This window comes from Streptomyces sp. NPDC047000 (assembly GCF_040644295.1).
Taxonomy (GTDB): Bacteria; Actinomycetota; Actinomycetes; order Streptomycetales; family Streptomycetaceae; genus Streptomyces.
In genome coordinates this window covers 453,713-472,149 of the sequence record NZ_JBEYWE010000002.1, presented here as the reverse complement: position 1 = coordinate 472,149, position 18,437 = coordinate 453,713, and the positions used below count along the sequence as shown (strand labels likewise).

The window sequence follows — 18,437 nt, the reverse complement described above, 5'->3', positions numbered from 1 at the left end:
TGCCTCAGGCACCTAATATCTGGTCATGGCAGAGGGCGGAGCGGTGAGAGACGTGGCAGGTCCGGCGGCGTACTGGGCGCCCGGGACGCAGATCCTGTGGCGGTACCGGGAGAACTCCGGCGCCCGCGTCCACATCGCGCGGCCCGTCACCGTCGTACGGGACGACTCCGAGGTGCTGGCCGCCTGGATGGCGCCCGGCACCGAGTGCGTACGGCCCGTGCTGGCCGACGGCACCCCGCTGCACGCCGAGCCGCTGGAGTCGCGGTACACCAGACCGCGGGTCGTACGGCGCGACCGGTGGGCCGGGACCGGCGTGCTGAAGCTGGCGCGGCCCGGTGAGCCCTGGTCGGTGTGGCTGTTCTGGGAACCGGACTGGCGGTTCAAGAACTGGTACGTCAACCTCGAGGAACCGCTGGTCCGGTGGCCCGGCGGGGTGGACTCCGAGGACCACTTCCTGGACATCTCCGTACGGCCCGACGGCAGTTGGCAGTGGCACGACGAGGACGAGTTCGCACAGGCCCAGCGGGACGGACTGATGGACGCGCGCCTCGCGGACCGGGTCCGGGAAGCGGGCCTCGCGGCGGTGGAGGTGATCCGCGCCTGGGGGCCGCCGTTCTCCGAGGGCTGGCAGGACTGGCGCCCGGATCCGTCCTGGGAGGTACCGTCACTGCCGGAGGACTGGGACCGTACGCCTGCGCACGTGTCCTCATGAGACCCTTGATGCGCCCCTGGCCGGGAAACGTAGGATCGTCCTCCGCAAGGGCGCGCGGAGACACCCCCGGGGGCGACTCCGGGGGCAGGTCCGAGGGCAACTCCGAAGCGCGCGGCGAGTCTGATCTAACGTCATCCCATACGTCATCGAGGGGCGGCAGGACGTGAGCGAGGGGTACGAGGGGAACTCCGGCACGGACCCCACCGGGGTCGCCGGGGGCTCCGGAGCGGTTTCCGCAACCGCGGGTGTTCCGTTCGTAGGGCATGTATTGCGGGTACCGGCATGTCGGCGGGACGATACGCGCGTACGGTGCGCGGCCCCCGAGGGACGGATTCGACAGGCGTGACGGAGCAGCCGATCTCCTTCGAGCACCCCCAGGCGGGAGCCGACCCCTCGGACCCCCGCGGGGCACTGCTGCGTGCGCCCGCGTCCCCGGCCTCCACCGCCGCCACGGCGCCCACCGCTTTACCGGTGCAGGACCGCACCGGTGACACACCCGCAGCAGGTCCGGCCACGGCCGCGGCCTGCGCCCAGGAGAAGGAGACCGCGCCCCCGGGCACGCCCATGACCTCCGGCACCGGCCCCGAGCACACCCAGCCGTCGGCGACCGAGGACGGCACCCACCGCCCCCGGCCCGTCACCGAGGGCATTCCGGCCCAGCCGGGCGACGAGCCGCGGCCCGGCGCCGCCGAGCGCCGTTCCGGCCTCGGAGTGGCGCCGGGACGGCCCATGCCGATGCGCCGCGACGGCGACCGGCTGCGCTTCGTGGGCGCCGCCACCCGGCGGATCGCCCGCGGCATAGACCTCGACGAGATCGTGATGGGGCTGTGCCGGGCGACCGTGCCGACCTTCTCCGACGCGATCCTCGTCTATCTGCGCGACCCGCTGCCGGTCGGCGACGAGCGGCCCACCGGGCCCGTCGTGCTGCGGCTGCGGCGCACCGACCGGATCCCCGAGGAGAGGGACACCGACGGCGGTTTCGGCCCGGTGCTCCAGCCGGAGCCCGAGCTGTCGGAGATGTCGGCGATGTCCGCCGTCGCCGCCGAGCTGTGCGAGGTACGGCCCGGTGGCGCCCTCGCCGAGGTGCTGCGCGGAGTACGCCCGGTGTTCGCCGACACGCCCGCCGCCCGCGCCGCCCTGCCCGAGCTGCTCGGCGACGACGGCGAGCTGATCGTGCCGGCCGGCCAGCGCGCGATCCTCGCCCCGCTGCGCGGCCGGCGCCGGGTGATCGGCGCCGCGGTGTTCCTGCGCCGCCCCGAACGGCACGTCTTCGAGGCGGACGACCTGCTGGTCGCCGCGCAGCTCGCCACCCACAGCGCCCTCGGCATCGACAAGGCGGTGCTCTACGGCCGGGAGGCGTACATCGCCGACGAGCTGCAACGCACCATGCTCCCCGAGCATCTGCCGCGCCCCACCGGGGTACGGCTGGCCTCGCGCTATCTGCCGGCCGCCGAGACGGCCCGGGTGGGCGGCGACTGGTACGACGCCATCCCGCTGCCCGGCAGCCGGGTCGCGCTGGTCGTCGGCGACGTCATGGGCCACTCCATGACCTCGGCCGCGATCATGGGCCAGCTGCGCACCACGGCGCAGACCCTGGCCGGGCTCGACCTGCCGCCGCAGGAGGTGCTGCACCACCTCGACGAGCAGGCCCAGCGGCTCGGCAGCGACCGCATGGCGACCTGCCTGTACGCGGTCTACGACCCGGTCTCGCACCGCATCACCATCGCCAACGCCGGTCATCCGCCGCCCGTCCTGCTGCATCTGGGCGGCCGGGCCGAGGTGCTGCGGGTGCCGCCCGGGGCGCCCATCGGCGTGGGCGGCGTGGACTTCGAGGCGGTGGAGCTGGACGCGCCCGCCGGGGCCACCCTGCTCCTCTACACGGACGGGCTCGTCGAGTCCCGGCTGCGTGACGTGTGGACCGGCATCGAGCAGCTGCGCGAGCGGCTCGCCGCGACCGCGCAGCTCACCGGCCCCGACCATCCGCCGCCGCTGGAAGCCCTGTGCGACGAGGTGCTCGACATGCTCGGCCCGGGCGACCGGGACGACGACATCGCGCTGCTCGCCGCCCGCTTCGACGGGATCGCGCCGAGCGACGTGGCGTACTGGTTCCTGGAACCGGAGGACGCGGCCCCCGGCCGGGCCCGCCGGCTGGCCCGGCGCGCCCTGTCCCGCTGGGGCCTGGAGGAGCTGAGCGACTCGGTCGAGCTGCTGGTCAGCGAGGTCGTCACCAACGCCGTGCGGTACGCGTCCCGGCCGGTCACGCTGCGGCTGTTGCGTACCGACGTGCTGCGCTGCGAGGTGGGCGACGACGTACCGCAGCTCCCCCGGCTGCGGCAGGCCCGCGCCACCGACGAGGGCGGCCGGGGCCTGTACCTGGTCAACCGCCTGGCCCGCCGCTGGGGCGCGACCCGGCTGAGCACGGGGAAGGTCGTCTGGTTCGAGCTGAACCGCTCGTAGGGAGCGGCGGAAGGAAGAAGGGGAGGGGCGCCCGGTCGGGCGCCCCTCCCCTTTCTTTCCCTCAGACCCCTCAGGGCTGGTTCTGGGTCAGCGGCTGGTCGGTCGCGGCACCCGTGGTCGGGGTCTGGGTGGGCGGTCTGGTCGTCGGGGTCTGGGAGGGTGTCTCCGACGGGGTCTGGGAGGGTGTCTCCGACGGCGCCTCGGAGGTGGGGGCCTCGGAGGTCGGCGTCTGGGACGGCGTCTCGGACGGGCTCTCACTGGCCGACTCGGTGGCCGACGGGGTGTCCGACGGCTGGACGGCGGCGCCCTGGGTGGTCTCCAGGTCGAACTTGGACTTCGTCGTCACGCCGAAGGTGTACGCCGCCCAGATCTGCGCCGGGTAGCCACCACCGTTGATACGGCCGGTGCCCGGGATGAGCCCCGTGGCGCCCTTGAGACTCACATGGGCGAAGCTCTTGCTGTCCTCGCCGAACAGGCCGACCGAGGTCACCAGGTCCGGGGTGTAGCCGGTGAACCAGGCCGACTTGTTGTTGTCGGAGGTACCGGTCTTGCCCGCGACCTGCTGGCCGTTGCGGGCCGGGTTCTGCGCCACCGACGTGCGGGCCGTACCGTCGTCGACCACGCCGGTGAGCACCGAGGTCACCGTGTCGGCGGCCTCCCGGCTGATCACCTCGTCGCCGACCGGGTCCGGGAAGGTGACCGGGTGGTCCTTGTGCTCGGCCTTCGCGACGAGCGCCGGGGTGACCTTCTTGCCGTGGTTGTCGAAGGTGGCGTAGATGCCGGCCATCTCCATCGGGCTCGCGCCCATGGAGCCCAGGGTCTGCGCGGGCACCGCCTGGAGGCCGGTGGTGTCCATGCCGAGCTTGCCGGCCGTGTCGATGACGTCCTTCATGCCGACGTCGACACCCATCTGCGCGAAGACCGAGTTGACGGACTTGTTCATCGCGGTCTGCACGGTGATGTCGCCGTAGTTCTGGTCGTCCTCGTTCGGCGGGCCGAAGCCGACCTTGGTGCCGTCGTCCACGACCTGGCGCCCGCTGGTGCCGTCGTACATCGTGTTGGCGTCGATCGCCTTGCCGTCCTGGGTCTTGGAGCCCTCGGCGAGGGCGGCCGCCAGGATGACCGGTTTGAAGGTGGAGGCGACCTGGTAGTCACGGCGGGTCGCGTTGCTCGTGTAGTGCTTCAGGTAGTCGACGCCGCCGTACAGGGCGACGACCTTGCCGGTCTTCGGGTCGACGGAGACGGCACCGGCCTGGACGTTCTTGTCGACCGTGCGCTTCTTGCCGTCCAGCTTGCCGGTCAGCTGGTCCTTGACGGCCTTCTCCAGCGCCGCTTCCTTCTTCTTGTCGATGTTGACGGTGATGGTCCAGCCGCCGGCGCGGACCATCGCCTCCGCGTCGCTGAGGGTGGACACGGTGCCCTGCGCGACGAGCCGCTTCTCGAGGGCGAGCTTGGCGGCGTCCACGATGTAGCCGGTCTGACCGCTGAGGCCGGGCGCGGCCTTGGGCGCCTTGGGCACCGGGAACTTCATCTCGGCGCGCTTGCCGGCGTCCAGCCAGTTCTCCTTGACCATGTTGTCGAGGACGTAGTTCCAGCGGGCCTGCACGAGCTTCTTGCCGGTGTCGGTGGCGACGGCCCAGTCGTACTGGCTGGGCGCCTGGAGCAGCGCGGCGAGGTAGGCGCCCTGCTGGACGCTGAGTTTCTGGGCGTCGACGCCGTAGTACGCCTGGGCGGCGGCCTGGATCCCGTAGGCGCCGCGGCCGTAGTAGCTGGTGTTGATGTAGCCGGCGAGGATGTAGTCCTTCGACTTCTCCCGGTCCAGCTTCAGCGAGATGACCAGTTCCTTCAGCTTGCGCGTGACGGTCTGGTTCTGGGTGAGGTAGTAGTTCTTGACGTACTGCTGGGTGATCGTCGAGCCGCCCTGCGCGCCCTTGCCGGACAGCGTGTTGAGCAGACCGCGGGCGGTGCCCCTGAGGTCGACGCCGTTGTCCTTGTAGAAGGACTTGTTCTCCGCGGCCACGAAGGTGAGCTGCACCTTCTTGGGCACCTTGGAGAGGTCGACCTCCTCACGGTTGACCTGGCCCTGGCGGGCGAGGACCGAGCCGTCGCTGTACTTGAAGACATTGCTCTGCAGCTTGGCCGCCGCGTTGCCCGCCGGGATGTCGATCATCATGTACATCACGATGAAGCCGGCGATGCCGAGCAGGCAGGCGCCGAGGAACGTGCCGAGGATCTTCTTCCAGGTGAACATCCGGCGTATGAAGGAACGGCCGTCGCCCCCCTTGCCACCGCCACCGCCGGTGCCCCGGCCACCGCCACCGCCCCTGCCGCCCCGGCCCTGCGCCGCCCTGCGGGCCGCGGCGCGCCCTCCGGACGGGGGCGCGGACGTCCCCTCGGGCCCGGACGGTCCCGGAGTTCCGGCCGGTCCCGCCGGTCCGGTGGCGGTCGGCGTCTCGGACGAGCGCGTGGGCGCCGCGCGGCGGCCACCGTGCTGCCGCGCTCGTCTCTCTTCCGCTCGTCCCATGGCTGCGTCCGCTCCGCTTCGTTCTCGTCCGACAATCGGGCCATCGGCTCAGGTCAGCTCTGAAAGCTAACACCGCTCTCCACGGCAAAGGCCCCGTGATCCGGTCTTCCGGACACGTGACACTCAGCACCCGCCCCCGACAGAACCGACGTGCCAGAGGGTCCGGAGGTTGCCACGCGGGGGCGAAGTGTGGCCGCCGGAACAGAGAACGGCCGGGAAGCGGGCCTCGACACCCGTGTAGCGGAACTGTGACAATCGGCCGCCACCTGCGCGGTCCGGCCCATCGCCCGCGATCTAGACACTCGGTGTATACATCAGGCGTATACACCGTGTGTACAGTGCGGGCATGTCCATCGGTCACACACTTCTGGGACTCCTGGAGTCCGGCCCCCGGCACGGCTACGACCTGAAGCGGGCCTTCGACGAGAAGTTCGGTCACGACCGGCCGCTCCACTACGGCCAGGTCTACTCGACGATGTCCCGCCTGCTGAGGAACGGGCTCGTCGAGGTCGACGGCATCGAGCCCGGCGACGGTCCCGAGCGCAAGCGGTACGCGATCACCGAGGCCGGCGTCACGGACGTCCGGCGGTGGCTCGCCACGCCGGAGAAGCCGGAGCCGTACCTCCAGTCGACCCTCTACACCAAGGTCGTGCTGGCGCTGCTCACGCACCGTGACGCGGCCGACATCCTCGACACCCAGCGTTCCGAGCATCTGCGGATGATGCGCGTCCTCACCGAACGCAAGCGCAAGGGCGATCTGGCCGACCAGCTGATCTGCGACCACGCCCTCTTCCATCTGGAGGCCGATCTGCGATGGCTGGAACTGACCGCCGCACGCCTGGACCGGCTCGCCACGGCGGTGACGTCATGAACACGTCCGCCACCGCCTCCGAGTCCGCGTCCGTGCCCGCCGCGCCGGCCGGTTCCCTGCTGGTCGCCGAGGAGCTGCGCAAGGCCTACGGGCCGACCCTCGCCCTCGACGGCGCCGGGTTCTCCATCCACCCCGGCGAGGTGGTCGCCGTGATGGGCCCCTCCGGCTCCGGCAAGTCGACCCTGCTGCACTGCCTCGCCGGGATCGTCACCCCCGACTCCGGGTCGATCCGCTACGGCGGCCGGGAGATGGCCGTGATGAACGACGCCGAGCGCAGCGCCCTGCGCCGCTCGGAGTTCGGGTTCGTGTTCCAGTTCGGCCAGCTGGTGCCCGAGCTGACCTGCGCCGAGAACGTGGCCCTGCCGCTGCGGCTGAACGGTGCGCCCCGCAAGTCCGCCGAGCGGACCGCGCGGGAGTGGATGGCACGGCTGGAGGTCGACGACGTCGCGGGCAAGCGGCCCGGTGAGGTGTCCGGCGGCCAGGGGCAGCGGGTCGCGGTGGCGCGCTCGCTGGTCACCTCGCCCCGGGTGATCTTCGCCGACGAGCCGACCGGCGCGCTCGACTCGCTCAACGGCGAGCGGGTGATGGAGCTGCTCACCGAGGCGGCCCGCTCGGCCAACGCGGCCGTCGTGCTGGTCACGCACGAGGCACGGGTGGCGGCCTATTCCGACCGCGAGATCGTCGTACGGGACGGACGGTCGCGGGACATGGAGCGGATCGTATGAGCACCCCGACACCCCCGACGCCGCCGCCGTCCCCGACACCCGCCACACCACCGCCGTCCCCGCCGTCCCCGACGTCCCCGGCGTCCCCGCGGCCGCCGTCGCGGCTCCGGCAGTGGGGCCGGGACCTGGGGATGGGGGTCCGGTTCGCCGTCACCGGCGGGCGGGAGAGCTGGATACGGGTCACGCTCACGGCGGTCGGTGTGGGCCTCGGCGTGGCGCTGCTGCTGCTGACCACGGCGGTGCCGAACATCCTGGTGGCCCGTCACGACCGCGAAGAGGCCCGGCTCGACTACACCTACACCCGCACCACCATGCCCCGGGCCGACGACACCCTGGTGGTCGCCGACACCGACACCACGTACCACGGCAAGGACGTCCGCGGCCGGATCGTGCAGCCCGAGGGGGCGCGGGCACCGCTGCCGCCGGGGCTGACGGCGTACCCGGCGGCGGGCGACATGCTGGTCTCCCCCGCGCTGAAGGACCTGCTCGCCTCCGACGGGGGGAAGCTGCTGCGCGAGCGGCTGCCGTACCGGGTGACGGGCACCATCGGGGAGAGCGGACTGATCGGCTCGCACGAACTGGCCTACTACGCGGGCTCGGCGGACCTCGCGGCCAGGATCTCGCCGCCGGAGGTGGCCCGTATCGACCGCTTCGGCGATCCGGCTCCGACGACCGAGCGGACCGACCCGGTCCTGCTGCTGCTGGCCCTGGTGGTGTTCGTGGTGCTGCTGATGCCGGTCGCCGTGTTCATCGCCACGGCCGTACGGTTCGGCGGGGAGCGGCGCGACCGCAGGCTGGCCGCGCTGCGGCTGGTCGGTTCGGACAGCGCCATGACCCGGCGGATCGCGGCGGGCGAGGCCCTCGCGGGCGCCCTGGCCGGGCTGGTGCTGGGCACCGGCTTCTTCCTGATCGGCCGCCAACTCGCGGGCCGGGCGGAGGTGCTGGGGATCAGCGTGTTCCCCAGCTATCTCAACCCCTCCCCGCTGCTCGCCCTGCTCGTCGCGGTCGCGGTACCGGCGGCGGCCGTGCTGGTCACGCTGTTCGCGCTGCGCGGGGTGGTCATCGAGCCGCTGGGCGTGGTCCGTACGGCGCGGCCCGCGCGGCGCCGGCTGTGGTGGCGGCTGCTGCTGCCGCTGGGCGGACTCGCGCTGCTCTACCCGATGGTCGGCAAGGGCCACGCGAACGGCGACTTCAACCAGTACCTGGTCACCGGCGGGGTCGTCCTGCTGCTCGTCGGCGTGACGGCACTGCTGCCGTGGGTCGTCGAATCGGTGGTCGCCCGGCTCGGATCGGGCGGGGTCGCCTGGCAACTTGCCGTACGCAGGCTTCAGTTGAGCAGCGGTACGGCGGCCCGGATGGTCAACGGCATCGCGGTGGCCGTCGCCGGGGCGATCGCCCTCCAGATGCTGTTCGCCGGGGTGGAGCACGAGTACACCAAGGAGTCCGCGAACGACCTGACCCGGGCGCAGTTGCAGGTGGACCTGCACAGAGACACCACGCGCGCCTCGTCGGTCGCGGCCACCGCGAAGTTCGACGCCACCAGGGGCGTGAGCCGGGTCATCTCGCTGGGCGGCGGCACCCTGGCCGACCGCCGCACCGACCCGGAGAACTTCCTTCCGCTCACCGTCGGCAGCTGCGTCGACCTGCGCGAGGTGGCGAAGCTGCCGTCCTGCCACGACGGCGACATGTTCCTCATCCGCGACACCCCGCCCGGCGACGCCCGTCTGGCCTCCCCCGGCCGCACCGTCTACCTCGACCCGTCCTACGGCGACGACCAGCCGGGCAGCGACGCGACCTGGACGGTGCCGGGGACACTGCGCCGGGTGACCGCGGCCGAGGACCCCACCGGCTGGCAGCGGCAGGGTGTGCTGATGACGCGGGGCGCGCTGCCGCGGGCCGCCGAGGGAGCGATCGTCGAGACCTTGTACCTGTCCGTCGACCGGTCGGTGCCGGACACCCTGGAGCGGGTGCGCAACACGGCGGCCGGCATCTCTCCGCTGGTCTCCGTGTCGACCTGGACGTCGAGCACCGAGGACGTGAAGTTCACCTCGATCCGCACCGGCCTGTTCGTCGGCGCGGCCTGCGTCCTGGCGCTGATCGGGGCGAGCCTGCTGGTCTCGCAGCTGGAGCAGCTGCGGGAACGCCGGAAGCTGCTGTCGTCGCTGGTCGCGTTCGGCACCCGGCGCCGCACGCTCGGACTGTCGGTGCTGTGGCAGACGGCGGTCCCCATCGCGCTGGGTCTGCTGCTGGCGTCGGCGGTGGGGCTCGCGCTGGGCACGGTCCTGCTGAAGATGACCGCCACGGCGGTGACCGTGGACTGGGCGAGCGTGGCGGCGATGGCCGGGATCGGGGCGGGCGTCGTCCTCGTGGTGACGCTGCTCAGTCTGCCGCCGCTGCTGCGGCTGGTACGGCCGGACGGGCTGCGCACGGAGTAGCGGCATCCCGGCACGGCGGCGGCACGGCGGGGTGGCCCCTCCCTCCCGGGGAGGGGCCACCCCGCCGTCTGTCACAGGGTGTGCTCCTTGACGACCCGCCGGACCTGCGCGAACAGCATCCCGACGTTCACCGACTTGCGGCAGACCACGACGGCGACGACGTCCTGCTGCTCCGTCATCCTCACGAACAGGTGAGTGAGGTTGTCGCTGTTGACGAGGATCTCCTGGAAGAAGTGGTTGTCGCCGGCGAGCCCGCGCCGCTCCTTGAAGACGTCCTCGATCATCACGACCGTACGGCCCTGGAACAGGTCCAGGGTGGCCCCGGCGAGGAGGTCGAGGACCTCCGGCGGGTGGTTGTCGACCGTCTCGTACGACAGCAGCATCCCGGTGGCCATGTCGACCACGCCGGCCGCGACGCAGTCGGGCGCGTCGGTGCGCAGCGATTTCACCAGGCTCATCACCTGGTCGGAGAATCCCGTGGTCATGCGTTTCGTCACCATTCCTGTCGTGCCTCGGATGTGTGCGGTGTCGGCGGATGGGTGCGGTTGTGCGCGGTGCCGGCGGATCTGCGGGGTCCGGCGGGGTGCCGGGATCGGGGGGCAGGGTCCGGCGGGGGGCCGGGGTCCGGCAGGGGGCTCAGACGCCCTCGGGGGCCTTCGCCAGGAGGATCGAGCCGATGCGGTCGAGGGTGGGCAGGGTGGCCCGGTGCAGCCGGTCCATGTCCATCCCCTCGTCGCCGAGCACGACCATCAGCGCGGTGTCGCCCACCGCGTAGAACGCCGCGCAGCCGTGGCTGCCGTACGTCACCGTCTGCCGCAGCGCGCCGCGCGCGGTCGCGTGGGCGGTGCGGCGGGCGAGCCCGAGTCCCGCCGCGGCGAGTGCCGCGAGGCCCTCGGGGTCGATCGAGTCGCCGGTGTCGGCGGCGATGAGCAGTCCGTCGCAGGCGGCGATCGCGGTGTCGGTGATTCCGGTGACCTGCTCGCGCAGCCCGCGCATCTCGCGCGCGAGGGCTTGGTGGTCCATGAGGGCGACTCCCTAGCTGTCTTTGCTGGTGTACGTCATCGAGGGGTGCCGTTCCGCAGCCGGAAGAAGCCGCGCCAGCCGGGCCCGTTCTTCTCCGGGGCGAGGGCATCGGCGATGCCGCTGGCGCCGGGGGTACGGCGGGGCAGGGAGAGCGGGACAGGGACCGGCCCGGGCGACGGGGACGGGGGTGGAGGTGGAGGTGGGGGCGGTGCCGGTGCGCGCCGCTGCAGAGGGGAACCTTCGGGCGCCACCCGCACGGGTATCGGCACCGGTGCGGCGGTGCACTCCAGCAGGCCCTCGGCGAGCATCCGGCCGACTTCCACGGTGACCGTGTAGACCCCGCGCCCGCACCGGAAGGCCAGGTCACGGGCGGTACGGCGGCCGTCGGCGTGGTGCAGCAGCTCGGCCTGGAGAGCGGTGGGGTGCCGGGGCGGCACACCGGGCACGGGCCGCTCGCGGTCGGGGTGCACGGGGTACGGCAGCGAGGCCAGCGCGGCGAGCCGGCGGGCCGCGTCCTGGAGCAGCCGGAGCGGCCCCTCCCCCACGGCGACGGGAGCGAAGGCCGCGTCACCCGGGTCACCCGTGCCGACGCGACGGCATGCGTCGACCTGACCTGCGGTGACGGCGAACGCGGCGTCCTGCAACGCCATCACGCAGACCACCCTGAGCTGTGCGGCACCGGCGTAGCCGTGGGCGATCAGTGCCGCGGCCGGCCAGCGCGCACCGCCGGACTCCCGTACGAGTTCGGCCCACTGCTCGCCGGTGACCCGGCCGGACCGCAGCAGCAGCGTCTCCGGGCCGGGGGCGCCGGGGGTCTCCGCGGCGACGACGAGACCGCCGCGCAGCCGGAACGTACCGCCGGGTGAGCCCGACACCCGCAGGTCGCCGGTGTAGCCGTCCCGGCCGCAGGCCGTCAGCGCCTGCGCCAGCACCTCGAACCCGACCCGGCCCAGCGCATCCCGGACGCCCTCCCATTGGCCCGACATCACTCCCCTTGGCGCTTTTCACACATATGCCTGACGCATAGCGCTGAGGGGGCAAGGTGTATCAGCCGGGCCGCCCGGGACGGCCGGACTCTTCCGAGCTGCCCGGACCTGACGGAACGAGGGCGGGAAGGGAAGAACTCCGCCCCGCCCGCTTGCTTTGTCAGACAGTCATTTGAACGTTTTCGAAAGTCGTGGGGGACGAGGGGGACACGGGGGAGCGACACCGTGTGGGACAGTGACCCGATGCCTCACGATGACGTTCCCGGCCCCTTGGACGCCCTGGGTGCCCTGGGCGCCCTCGCGGCCCGGCTGCCCGCCCATGCCGGCGACCTGAGACGGAGCCTGGCGTCGGTACCGGACGGCTCGCGGCTGTCGCCGCAGCAGCTGTGGGGCACGCTGCTGGTCACCGCGATCGCCGCACGCTCGGCCGTCGTCCTGCGGGAGGTCGGGCGGGAGGCACGGGCGCGCCTCACCCCCGAGGCGTACACGGCGGCCAGGTCGGTGGCGGCGACGATGGCGGTGAACAACGTCTTCTTCCGCACCCGCCACCTCCTCTCCGACCCCGCCTACGGCACGCTGCGCACGGGCCTGCGCAGGGATGTCCTCGGCGTCCGGCAGCCCCCGGGGGTCGGGAGGACCGACCAGGAGCTGTGGTCGCTCGCGGTGTCGGCCGTCAACGCCTGCGGGGCGTGCCTCGACGCCCACGAGCGGGCGCTGCGCGCCGCGGGCGTCGAGCGGGAGGTGGTCCAGGAGACCTTCCGGATCGCCTCGCTGGTGACGGCGCTCGCGGTGACACTGGAGGCGGAGACGGTGCTGGAGGCGCTGCCCGGGACGAGGACAGTGCCCGAGGCAGAGACGGGGGCGGAGGCGGTCCCCGGGGCGGAGGCTGTGCCGGGGGGCTAGGCAGGTGTCCGGGGGGCTGCTCCGGGGCCCGTCGTGGACGGTGCCGGTTCGAGTTCCGGGGCCTCCTCGTCCAGTTCCGCGGCGCGCACGGCCTCGTCCTGGGTGTAGGAGCGCAGATAGCCGACCACCGTGTTGGTGACCGCCACCAGCGGGACCGCGACCACGGCGCCGCCGATCCCGGCGACCATGCCGCCCGCCGCCACCGACAGGACCACCGCGAGCGGGTGGACCCGTACCGCGCGGCCGAGGATGAACGGCTGGAGGATGTGGCCCTCGATCTGCTGCACGGCGAGCACCACGGCCAGGGTCATCACCGCCGTGAACACGCCCTGGGTCACCAGCGCGACGATCACCGCCAGCGTGCCGGACGCGACCGCTCCGACCAGCGGGATGAAGGAGAACAGGAAGATGAACACGGCCAGCGGCACGGCCATCGGGACGTCGAGGAAGTAGATGCCGAGGCCGATGAAGACGGCGTCGATCAGGGCGACGAGGACCGTGCCCCGGACGTACGCGGTCAGCGTCCGCCAGGCGCGCGGGCCCGCTCCGGCGAGCGCGGGCCGTGCCTCGGCCGGGACCAGCTTCAGCGACCACTCCCAGATGCGCCGGCCGTCGTAGAGGAGGAAGAGCGTCGAGAAGACGGTCAGCAGGATGCCGGTCAGGGCCTCCACGACGACCTGGACGCCCTCCAGGCCCGCCGAGGTGATCTGGTCGGTGTTGGCGCCGACGGCTTCGCGCAGATTCTTCGCTATTCCGTTGATCTGCTTGTTGGTGACGTGGAACGGGCTGTTCAGCAGCCAGCGGCGCAGGTCGTCGATACCGGACTGGACCTGGTTGGACAGGTTGTCGATGTTCTCCATGACCTGCCAGGTCACGAACCACCCGATCAGCCCCATGACGACGAAGCCCAGGATCGCCGTCAGGGCGGTGGCAACCCCGCGCGGCACCCCGCGCCGCGTCAGACGTGCCACCGTCGGCTGTAGCAGCGCGGTGATCAGCATCGCGGCCGCGAAGGCCAGCACGACCAGCTGCACGGCGCTGATGACCCGCATCAGCACCCACACCGTCCCGGCCAGCACCAGCAGCCGCCAGCCCGCCTCGGCGGCGACCCGGACACCCCAGGGCACGGCGTGCGCGGGATCGGGGCGGACGACATGGACGACGGGGGCGAGGGCCGGGGCCTGGGCGGACGCGAGCGCGTGTTCCCTGCGCTGGGGGGCCGGCTGTACGAGGCCGGAGACGGCGACGCCGGTCGCGGCACCGGTTCCGGCCGTGGCCGCGGTGCCGTTGCGGGTGGCGGCCGGTTCGCGTTCCGGCACGCCGTCGGCGGACAAGCCGGCGGGCGAGCCGGCAAGCGTGTCGGCGGACGAGTCGGCAAGCGTGTCGCCGGCCGGCGGATCCGTGGCCGATGGCCCGCCGCCCGGCTGATCGGCGGCCGACCGCTCCGGTCTCGGTCTCGGACCCGGCTCCTGTCCGGGTGCCGCGGGCCCGGCCTCGCCGGATTCCTTCTCCATCCGGTCCCGGCGTTCGTCGAGCCGCTCACTCATCTCGGTCAGTCCGGCGCCGAGCCGTCCGAGCCACTCAGGCACTCGTGACATGATCCGTCCTCTACCCCTGTCCTGTCGTCCCCCGTCGCGCACCACTACTCCCCCCGTTACGCACCATTACTCCCAGGGAGCCGTCGCGTCCGACCGTACAGGGCGAAGAGCCCCTCCCCGTAGGACGGGGAGGGGCTCTCGAAGGTTGAGTCGGCGGCCGTCAGCCGCGCGGGTCCGGTACCGGCGGCCCTGGCGGGACCGGCGGGCCTAGTACCAGTGGTTCGCCTGCCAGAACGACCACGCCTGGCACGGGCTGCCGTAGCGGCTGTTCATGTAGTTGAGGCCCCACTTGATCTGGGTGGCCGGGTTGGTCTGCCAGTCGGAGCCGGCGGACGACATCTTGGAGCCGGGCAGTGCCTGGAAGAGACCGTAGGCGCCGGACGACGCGTTGACGGCGTGGTAGTTCCAGCTGGACTCGTGGTCCACGATGTTGCTGAAGCACTGGAACTGGCCGCTCGCCACCATCTGACGCGCCATCGCCTGGATCTGCGCGACCGTGTAGGAGCTCTGCACGGCGAAGCTGGAGGCGTCGGCACGGGCCGAGTCGCGGCTGGCCGCCGCCTTGGCCTCGGCGCGCTCCTTGGCTTCCTTGGCCGCCTTCTCCGCGTCCGCCTTCTTGGCGACGGCCGCCTCGGCGGCAGCCTTGCGGGCGGTGGCCTCGGCATCCTTCTTGGCGCTGGCGTCCGCGGCGATCGCCTGGGCGTCGGCCTGCTGCGTCAGGGACGCGGTCGCGGTCTGGACCTGGGCCTGCTGACCCGCCGGTATGTCGGCGAGGAGCGTGGTGTCGGCGGCCGTCGACTCGGCGTCGTTGTTCTGCGCGACGCTGCCCGAGGCAACTCCGACGACGCTTCCGACAGCGGTGACCGCGGTGGCGGATGCCACGGCGAATCCCCGGACCGAAATCCGGCTCACACGGGTTTCCTTCCAGCATCGCCCGCTTCGGTGACCCTGGCGGACGCAATCGTGCCCTTGACGCTGGCCTCCCCACTACCTGGTCACGGGAGGCACGGGCCCGTGGGCAACTCCCTTGCGGGGAGCGCCGCGTGTAACTCGGGCGGCATACGGCGTCGCTGTGAAGTTGGCTGTGAAGCTACTGAGGCGCCGTACCGCTGGGGGTACGACTGTGCCGTATGCGGGGCCTGACAGGATTGAGACTCTGCCGTAACACTCCATCGCAAGGCAATTCTGAGTTGCGTGTGAAAGCTCACACCCCGTTTGGCTCACGGGATTCCAAGAAACGGCTACAGACGCGAGCGCCGCCCCGCTAGGCTCTCGGCCTTTGCGGGGCGGCGCCAACTGCCGCTCATCCGACCGCGGATCGCGTATTCGACGCCACCGCCGTCACCAACGCTTCCGCTTTCGTTCCTGTTTCCGTTTCCGTCAGATGTGGCCCTCTTCGAGCATTTCGGTCACAAGTGCGGCGATCTGGGACCTCTCGGACCTGGTGAGGGTCATATGGGCGAAGAGCGGATGCCCCTTCAGTTTCTCCACGACGGCGACCACACCGTCGTACCGTCCGACCCGCAGATTGTCCCTCTGTGCGACATCGTGGGTCAGAACGACCCGGGAATTCGAACCGATCCGGGACAGAACGGTCAGCAGGACATTCCGTTCGAGTGACTGGGCCTCGTCGACGATGACGAACGCGTCGTGCAGGGAACGGCCCCGGATATGGGTGAGCGGGAGGACCTCCAGCATTCCGCGCGCGGTGACCTCTTCTATGACCTCGCGGCTGGTGACCGCCGAGAGCGTGTCGAAGACCGCCTGCGCCCAGGGGCTCATCTTCTCCGCCTCGGAGCCGGGCAGGTAGCCGAGCTCCTGGCCGCCCACCGCGTACAGCGGACGGAAGACCATCACCTTCTGGTGCTGACGGCGCTCCAGGACCGCCTCGAGGCCCGCGCACAGCGCCAGCGCCGACTTGCCGGTGCCGGCCCGGCCGCCCATGGAGACGATCCCGATGTCCGGGTCGAGCAGCAGGTCGAGCGCGATGCGCTGTTCGGCGCTGCGCCCCTTGATGCCGAACGCCTCGCGGTCGCCGCGGACCAGCCGGACGTTGCCGTCCGGCGCCACCCGGCCGAGTGCCTTGCCGCGTTCGGACTGGATGGTCAGGCCCGTGTGCACGGGGAGGTCGGCGGCCTCCGGCACATACACGTGTCCCTCCTCGAAGAGGATGTCCACCTGTTCGCCGGGGAGGGTCAGTTCGGACATCCCGGTCCAGCCGGAGGAGTCCGTGATGGCGAGTTCGGCCCGGTACTCCTCGGCGAGGAGGCCCACGGACGACGCCTTGATCCTGAGCGGGAGGTCCTTCGACACCACGGTGACGTCGAACCCCTCGGCCTGCAGATTGCGGGCCACCGCGAGGATCCGGGAGTCGTTGTCCCCCAGGCGGTAGCCGCTCGGCAGCACACTGGGGTCCGAGTGGTTCAGCTCGACACGGAGGGTTCCGCCGAGTTCCCCGATCGGGATGGGGGCGTCCAGCCGGCCGTACCGCACCCGGTAGTCGTCGAGCAGACGCAGGGCCTGCCGGGCGAAGTAACCGAGTTCGGGATGATGCCGCTTGGCCTCCAGTTCCGTGACCACCACGATCGGGAGCACGACCTCGTGTTCCTCGAAGCGGGTCAGGGCGTTCGGGTCGGCCAGCAGGACGCTGGTGTCGAGAACGTAAGTGCGTCGGTCGGGCTTGTGACGCTTTGTGCTGGTCACCACGGAAGGACGTACCCCCTCGGATGAGGTCGGGGAGCGACGAGATGGAGCTGGACCGGTCGGCGGCCCTCGCGAGCGAAGGGCCGCGGACCGGCCCTCCGCGGCTGTTTCCGTGCAGTCGTCGCACGGTCGGGCTGGTGCAAAGGGCCTCCCGGGCGGACGGCCCCGTGCCGCCCGCTGAGATTCGACATCCGTGGTTCGGATGTCGACCTGTCTGGCTTATGCCCTCGAACATGCACCGCCATGCCGGAGCACGGAACGGCGCGCCGGTGAACTCCTTGTTACATCGGCAGGGTGGAGGCGGTACGGGGGGTGTTTCCGGGTGGGTGTGCGTAGGGCTGTCCGGGTACGCGTTCGAGTGAACGTTCGATCAGTTGTACGGACCGGACGGTGGTTTTCAGCCGCCGAACCGCCGGTGGCGCGCCGCGTAGTCGCGCAGGGCGCGCAGGAAGTCGACCTTGCGGAAGGCGGGCCAGAAGACGTCGCAGAAGTAGTACTCGGAGTGGGCGGTCTGCCACAGCATGAACCCGGACAGCCGCTGCTCCCCGCTGGTGCGGATGACGAGGTCGGGGTCGGGCTGGTCACCGGTGTAGAGGTGACGGCCGATCATCTCGATGTCGACGGCGTCGGCGACCTCCTCGAGGGAGGAGCCCTTGTCGGCGGCGTCGTGCAGCATGGACCGTACGGCGTCGGCGATCTCCTGCCGGCCGCCGTAGCCGATGGCGACGTTGACGAGTATTCCGCCGTTGGCCGTGGTCGCCTCCTGGGCCTCCTTCAGCGTGCGCTGCATGCCGGAGGGGAGCAGGTCGTGGGTGCCCACGTGGTGGACGCGCCAGCGGCCGTCGGCGGCGAGGGTGCGCACGACGTCCTCGATGATGCCGAGGAGCGGGACCAGTTCGTCCTTGGGCCGGTCGAAGTTGTCCGTCGACAGCAGCCAGAGGGTGACGACCTCGACGTCCGTCTCGGCGCACCAGCCGAGGAACTCGCCGATCTTGTCGGCGCCGGCCCGGTGACCGTGCACGGTGGTGGAGCCCGACGCCTTCGCCCAGCGCCGGTTGCCGTCCATGATGACGCCGATGTGCTTGGGCACCTGAGCGTGGTCCAGGTGACCTTCCACCCGGCGTGCGTACAGCCTGACCAGCAGGCCGCGCAGCTTGTCGCGCAGGTTCACGTGATCGTCAGCCCCTCCGTAAGGATCGGACAGGCATGGCACGGCTCGGCCGCGACGGGGCGGCAGAGGGCGGGCACTGTCCGAGTGGCGGTCCGTGGATGTCCGGGCGGACGCCCGCGTGACGGTTCGTCTCGTACGACTCGTGCGACGACTCGTACGACTGTCCGCGCGGCGGTCCTTCAGGACGTCCGTAAGGCGGTCCTCGGGGGCGAAGCCTACCCCCGCGCGCGGCGGGGCGGAGGATCCGGGCCCGGGACGGAGGCGGGGGCGGGGGTGCGGGCGGGCGTGAACACGGGGCGCGCGCGACCGGGCGGCCGGGAGACGGTTGC

The 18,437-nt window shown here is 71.7% G+C and carries 14 protein-coding genes; 6 read left to right on the top strand and 8 right to left on the bottom strand.

Features of this window, described 5'->3' with window-relative positions; genetic code table 11:
• Positions 1–25: 25 nt before the first annotated feature.
• Complete coding sequence (locus ABZ862_RS05470) at positions 26–712, top strand: DUF402 domain-containing protein (protein ID WP_360952603.1); 687 nt, start codon at positions 26–28, stop codon at positions 710–712.
• Between the two features lie 342 nt (positions 713–1,054).
• A complete protein-coding gene (locus tag ABZ862_RS05465; protein ID WP_360952600.1) occupies positions 1,055–3,169 on the top strand; it encodes a SpoIIE family protein phosphatase in 2,115 nt (704 codons plus the stop codon).
• Positions 3,170–3,239: 70 nt separating this feature from the next.
• Here the strand turns inward: ABZ862_RS05465 and ABZ862_RS05460 are convergent, their stop codons facing one another.
• Positions 3,240–5,693, bottom strand: coding sequence for a transglycosylase domain-containing protein (locus tag ABZ862_RS05460; RefSeq protein ID WP_360952597.1), 2,454 nt, complete (start codon positions 5,691–5,693; stop codon positions 3,240–3,242).
• A gap of 346 nt (positions 5,694–6,039) precedes the next feature.
• On the opposite strand from ABZ862_RS05460, the gene ABZ862_RS05455 reads away from it, so the two are divergent.
• The 3 genes from ABZ862_RS05455 (at position 6,040) to ABZ862_RS05445 (ending at position 9,724) form a co-directional block, all read left to right on the top strand.
• Complete coding sequence (locus ABZ862_RS05455) at positions 6,040–6,564, top strand: PadR family transcriptional regulator (RefSeq protein ID WP_360952594.1); 525 nt, start codon at positions 6,040–6,042, stop codon at positions 6,562–6,564.
• Positions 6,561–7,289 carry an ABC transporter ATP-binding protein gene (locus ABZ862_RS05450; protein WP_360952591.1) on the top strand — a complete coding sequence of 243 codons (729 nt, stop codon included), beginning with the start codon at positions 6,561–6,563 and terminating at the stop codon, positions 7,287–7,289. Before ABZ862_RS05455 ends, ABZ862_RS05450 begins: the two co-directional genes overlap by 4 nt.
• A 131-nt stretch (positions 7,290–7,420) precedes the next feature.
• On the top strand, positions 7,421–9,724 hold the full coding sequence (locus tag ABZ862_RS05445; RefSeq protein WP_360952588.1) for an FtsX-like permease family protein: 2,304 nt from the start codon (positions 7,421–7,423) through the stop codon (positions 9,722–9,724).
• 71 nt (positions 9,725–9,795) lie between these two features.
• On the opposite strand, the gene ABZ862_RS05440 is transcribed toward ABZ862_RS05445, so the two are convergent.
• The 3 genes from ABZ862_RS05440 to ABZ862_RS05430 form a co-directional block, all read right to left on the bottom strand.
• Complete coding sequence (locus tag ABZ862_RS05440; protein ID WP_360952585.1) at positions 9,796–10,209, bottom strand: hypothetical protein; 414 nt, start codon at positions 10,207–10,209, stop codon at positions 9,796–9,798.
• A 151-nt stretch (positions 10,210–10,360) separates the two neighbouring features.
• Complete coding sequence (locus tag ABZ862_RS05435; protein ID WP_360952582.1) at positions 10,361–10,747, bottom strand: roadblock/LC7 domain-containing protein; 387 nt, start codon at positions 10,745–10,747, stop codon at positions 10,361–10,363.
• Between the two features lie 35 nt (positions 10,748–10,782).
• Positions 10,783–11,733, bottom strand: coding sequence for a MarR family transcriptional regulator (locus tag ABZ862_RS05430; protein ID WP_360952579.1), 951 nt, complete (start codon positions 11,731–11,733; stop codon positions 10,783–10,785).
• Between the two features lie 243 nt (positions 11,734–11,976).
• Between ABZ862_RS05430 and ABZ862_RS05425 the strand changes: the two genes are divergently transcribed.
• Positions 11,977–12,636 (top strand): carboxymuconolactone decarboxylase family protein, encoded by a 660-nt coding sequence (locus ABZ862_RS05425; RefSeq protein ID WP_360952576.1) that lies wholly within the window; start codon positions 11,977–11,979, stop codon positions 12,634–12,636.
• Here ABZ862_RS05425 and ABZ862_RS05420 read toward each other — a convergent pair.
• From ABZ862_RS05420 to ABZ862_RS05405, 4 genes are all read right to left on the bottom strand, one after another.
• Positions 12,633–14,234: an AI-2E family transporter gene (locus ABZ862_RS05420; RefSeq protein ID WP_360952573.1), complete on the bottom strand. Its 1,602-nt coding sequence runs from the start codon at positions 14,232–14,234 to the stop codon at positions 12,633–12,635. The two genes, ABZ862_RS05425 and ABZ862_RS05420, sit on opposite strands and share 4 nt — an antisense overlap.
• Before the next feature lie 207 nt (positions 14,235–14,441).
• Positions 14,442–15,146 carry a transglycosylase SLT domain-containing protein gene (locus ABZ862_RS05415; protein WP_360952570.1) on the bottom strand — a complete coding sequence of 235 codons (705 nt, stop codon included), beginning with the start codon at positions 15,144–15,146 and terminating at the stop codon, positions 14,442–14,444.
• A 468-nt stretch (positions 15,147–15,614) separates the two neighbouring features.
• Positions 15,615–16,940 (bottom strand): PhoH family protein, encoded by a 1,326-nt coding sequence (locus tag ABZ862_RS05410; protein ID WP_360952567.1) that lies wholly within the window; start codon positions 16,938–16,940, stop codon positions 15,615–15,617.
• A 394-nt stretch (positions 16,941–17,334) separates the two neighbouring features.
• Complete coding sequence (locus ABZ862_RS05405; protein ID WP_360952564.1) at positions 17,335–18,108, bottom strand: isoprenyl transferase; 774 nt, start codon at positions 18,106–18,108, stop codon at positions 17,335–17,337.
• Positions 18,109–18,437 lie beyond the last annotated feature (329 nt).

What these genes read in the sequence shown, in the direction of transcription:
- ABZ862_RS05470 (WP_360952603.1), top strand. Translation starts at nt 26, where the DNA reads ATGGCAGAGGGCGGAGCGGTGAGAGACGTGGCAGGTCCGGCGGCGTAC.
- ABZ862_RS05460 (WP_360952597.1), bottom strand. Translation starts at nt 5,693, where the DNA reads ATGGGACGAGCGGAAGAGAGACGAGCGCGGCAGCACGGTGGCCGCCGC.
- ABZ862_RS05455 (WP_360952594.1), top strand. Translation starts at nt 6,040, where the DNA reads ATGTCCATCGGTCACACACTTCTGGGACTCCTGGAGTCCGGCCCCCGG.
- ABZ862_RS05450 (WP_360952591.1), top strand. Translation starts at nt 6,561, where the DNA reads ATGAACACGTCCGCCACCGCCTCCGAGTCCGCGTCCGTGCCCGCCGCG.
- ABZ862_RS05445 (WP_360952588.1), top strand. Translation starts at nt 7,421, where the DNA reads ATGGGGGTCCGGTTCGCCGTCACCGGCGGGCGGGAGAGCTGGATACGG.
- ABZ862_RS05440 (WP_360952585.1), bottom strand. Translation starts at nt 10,209, where the DNA reads ATGACCACGGGATTCTCCGACCAGGTGATGAGCCTGGTGAAATCGCTG.
- ABZ862_RS05435 (WP_360952582.1), bottom strand. Translation starts at nt 10,747, where the DNA reads ATGGACCACCAAGCCCTCGCGCGCGAGATGCGCGGGCTGCGCGAGCAG.
- ABZ862_RS05430 (WP_360952579.1), bottom strand. Translation starts at nt 11,733, where the DNA reads ATGTCGGGCCAATGGGAGGGCGTCCGGGATGCGCTGGGCCGGGTCGGG.
- ABZ862_RS05425 (WP_360952576.1), top strand. Translation starts at nt 11,977, where the DNA reads ATGCCTCACGATGACGTTCCCGGCCCCTTGGACGCCCTGGGTGCCCTG.
- ABZ862_RS05420 (WP_360952573.1), bottom strand. Translation starts at nt 14,234, where the DNA reads ATGTCACGAGTGCCTGAGTGGCTCGGACGGCTCGGCGCCGGACTGACC.